The 2393-nt window shown below is 60.5% G+C and carries 4 protein-coding genes; all 4 read left to right on the top strand.

The window, feature by feature from the left end:
- Positions 1 to 318 (top strand): DUF4351 domain-containing protein (locus tag QZX93_RS09285; RefSeq protein ID WP_366760056.1); only part of this gene is annotated, 318 nt, incomplete at its 5' end.
- Between the two features lie 94 nt (positions 319 to 412).
- Positions 413 to 697 (top strand): nucleotidyltransferase domain-containing protein, encoded by a 285-nt coding sequence (locus tag QZX93_RS09280; protein ID WP_295390419.1) that lies wholly within the window; start codon positions 413 to 415, stop codon positions 695 to 697.
- Positions 694 to 1194 (top strand): hypothetical protein, encoded by a 501-nt coding sequence (locus QZX93_RS09275; protein ID WP_295390416.1) that lies wholly within the window; start codon positions 694 to 696, stop codon positions 1192 to 1194. Before QZX93_RS09280 ends, QZX93_RS09275 begins: the two co-directional genes overlap by 4 nt.
- Before the next feature lie 551 nt (positions 1195 to 1745).
- On the top strand, positions 1746 to 2393 hold a 648-nt coding region (locus tag QZX93_RS09270; protein ID WP_295390414.1), incomplete at its 3' end, for a DUF2887 domain-containing protein.

The following is a 2393-nucleotide window of genomic DNA, read 5'->3' as shown; positions in this document are numbered from 1 at the left end:
TCGCAGGTGTTGGAGTTTTGGTTTTTCGAGCGCTTTCGCGCACTCACCGCGAAGGAGATCTGGGCGATGTTGAATCTGGTAACCCCCATCCAAGAGACCCGTGCCTATCAGTCGATCTTTGCCGAGGGCAAAGCCGAGGGCGAAGCCAAGGGCAAGGCCAACACCCTGAAACGCCAATTGAGGCGCCGTTTCGGCCCACTGCCCGCGTGGGCGGAGCTGCGGATCGCGACGGCACCGCACTGGCAGATGGACGCCTGGCTCGACGGCATCTTCGATGCAGAGAGTCTGACGGCCCTCATCGGCTCTGAGTCCAATTGAATCCCGAGCCACCGCCCGCCAAGTCATGCGCGGCCTGATCAACGCTTCGGCCAAGGGCGAGCCGTCACTCCGGTCGGGGCGCGGACCATAGCTCATGCGCCTCACCCTCTCCCAAGTTCAGCAGATTACCGAGATTATCCATCGCCACGTCGGCATCTCGGCGCGCATCTGGTTATTTGGCTCGCGCCTGGACGACCAGAAGCGGGGCGGTGATCTGGACCTCTACGTAGAAGCCGAGCCTCAGTCCATCATGAACGAGTTGCGGTGTAAGTTGAATCTGGAAGAATGTCTCGACTTACCCGTCGACCTTATCGTTCGTCGCCCGGGAGAACGCTCTCCCATCGCACAAATCGCAAGAACGGCGGGGCTACCCCTGTGACCGCACATCTGCGCTTGATCTGTAAAAAGCTCGACCATCTCGTAAGGATGCGCACATATCTGGCCTTCTCGCTCGCGCAGACCGCTGCGCTCGTGCCCATCAGCTCATGGGAGAGCCTGACGCCTGGAAATCACGAAACCCTTGCCGCCTTCCGAATCCGTTTTAGTGAATTCCAGGAACACATGGGCAAGCTCATGCGCGCCATCGCCATCGAAGAGGAACAAGAAACTGAGCCCTACAGCGCCATCCTACTCTATATGGAAAAACTCGGGCTCATCGATACCGCCGAGCGGTGGAAAGAAATTCGCGAACTCCGTAACGCCATCAACCACGAATACGAAGAAGACGTCGAACGGCTGACGGCATTCTTTACCGAGTTGACCCAGGCAGCCCCCGAACTCCTTTCATGGCATGATCGACTCACGAAATTCTGCGAAGTAAACTATTCGCCCAGCATGCACACAACGCCCCCTGGCAGATCCTCTGCAGCGAGATGAGGCGCATCCGTCGCGGAAGCCCTTCTCATCATTCGCGCCAGCCCTGTTCCGTCATTCCGGCCACCCAACGAACCTTGGTCGCGGCCTGGGGCGGCCCCCAGGCCGCGAGGGGTTGCCGCACGGGCCAGTCCAACCAGACCGATCACCAAGGCCCGTTAGGCGCTCTAAGCCTAAGACGATGACAGAAGCAATCGAAACCACAGCACTCAATGATCGACCCCACCGCATTCATCCACGCTAAAGCCCTGATCGATGCGGGCGCTGCCATCGGCGCCCGGCCCCGCATCTGGGGTGAGCGGCGCGCAAGTCGGCGCGGACTGCAATGGCTAGGGGCAGGTCTTCATCGAGATCCCATCATCGGGTGCGCCTTGATTCAGTATCCCGGCATCCGAACCGCTGGCGCAGACTTGATTTTTGGTCAGCAACATGGTCTCATGCCCATTAGTTCAGGCACTGAACAGTGCGGCACCCGACTCAAGGCCTCCCGACGCCTGCGATACCGGCATGACACGGTAGGGCGGTAGCGTGTCCGATCAGTCAGCGACCAAGAGATGAAAACCGACCATCCGATTTACCTGTTCCTGTCCGCGGGTGCAGAGGCGTTCCGCGTGCTGACCGGTGGTCAACGACTGGTTGGTGAGTATCGGTTTTGCTCCCTGACGATCAAGGGTCTGGAGCGGCGGCTAGACGCTATCTTTGAGCCTGATGGACACTCCGGGCCGGCCTATGTGGTCGAATTCCAGGGACAGGGCGCAGATACCGCTTGGTACAATCTGCTGACCAAGGTCGGTCTGTACGGCGAGCAGCATCCCAAACGCGACGTCATCGGCATTGGGGTGTTCCTGCGTGAGCGTGACGCGCCCGGTTTTCCGCATTGGGCGAACGGGCCGGACGCCCCGGTGTTGACGGCCGCACTGGACCGCTTCCTGCCGCAGTGGCTAGCGCGGGAGCCGGGCAATCCCTATGTTGCGGTCTTTGCCCCCCTGATGATCGATCGGGATGACGAGCTGCGGGCGCGGGCCCCGCAGTTGTGGCGGACGGTGCAGACGGCGTCCGGTGAGCGGCGAGGTCCGCGAACTGCTCTCGCAGGTGTTGGAGTTTTGGTTTTTCGAGCGCTTTCGCGCACTCACCGCGAAGGAGATCTGGGCGATGTTGAATCTGGTAACCCCCATCCAAGAGACCCGTGCCTATCAGTCGAT

Source organism: uncultured Thiodictyon sp. (assembly GCF_903946935.1).
Classification (GTDB): Bacteria; Pseudomonadota; Gammaproteobacteria; order Chromatiales; family Chromatiaceae; genus Thiodictyon.
This window is presented reverse-complemented; position numbering and strand designations above follow the sequence as displayed.

Bases quoted from the DNA above. Each gene is read 5' to 3' on its own strand.
- QZX93_RS09280 (WP_295390419.1), top strand. From the start codon at position 413: ATGCGCCTCACCCTCTCCCAAGTTCAGCAGATTACCGAGATTATCCAT.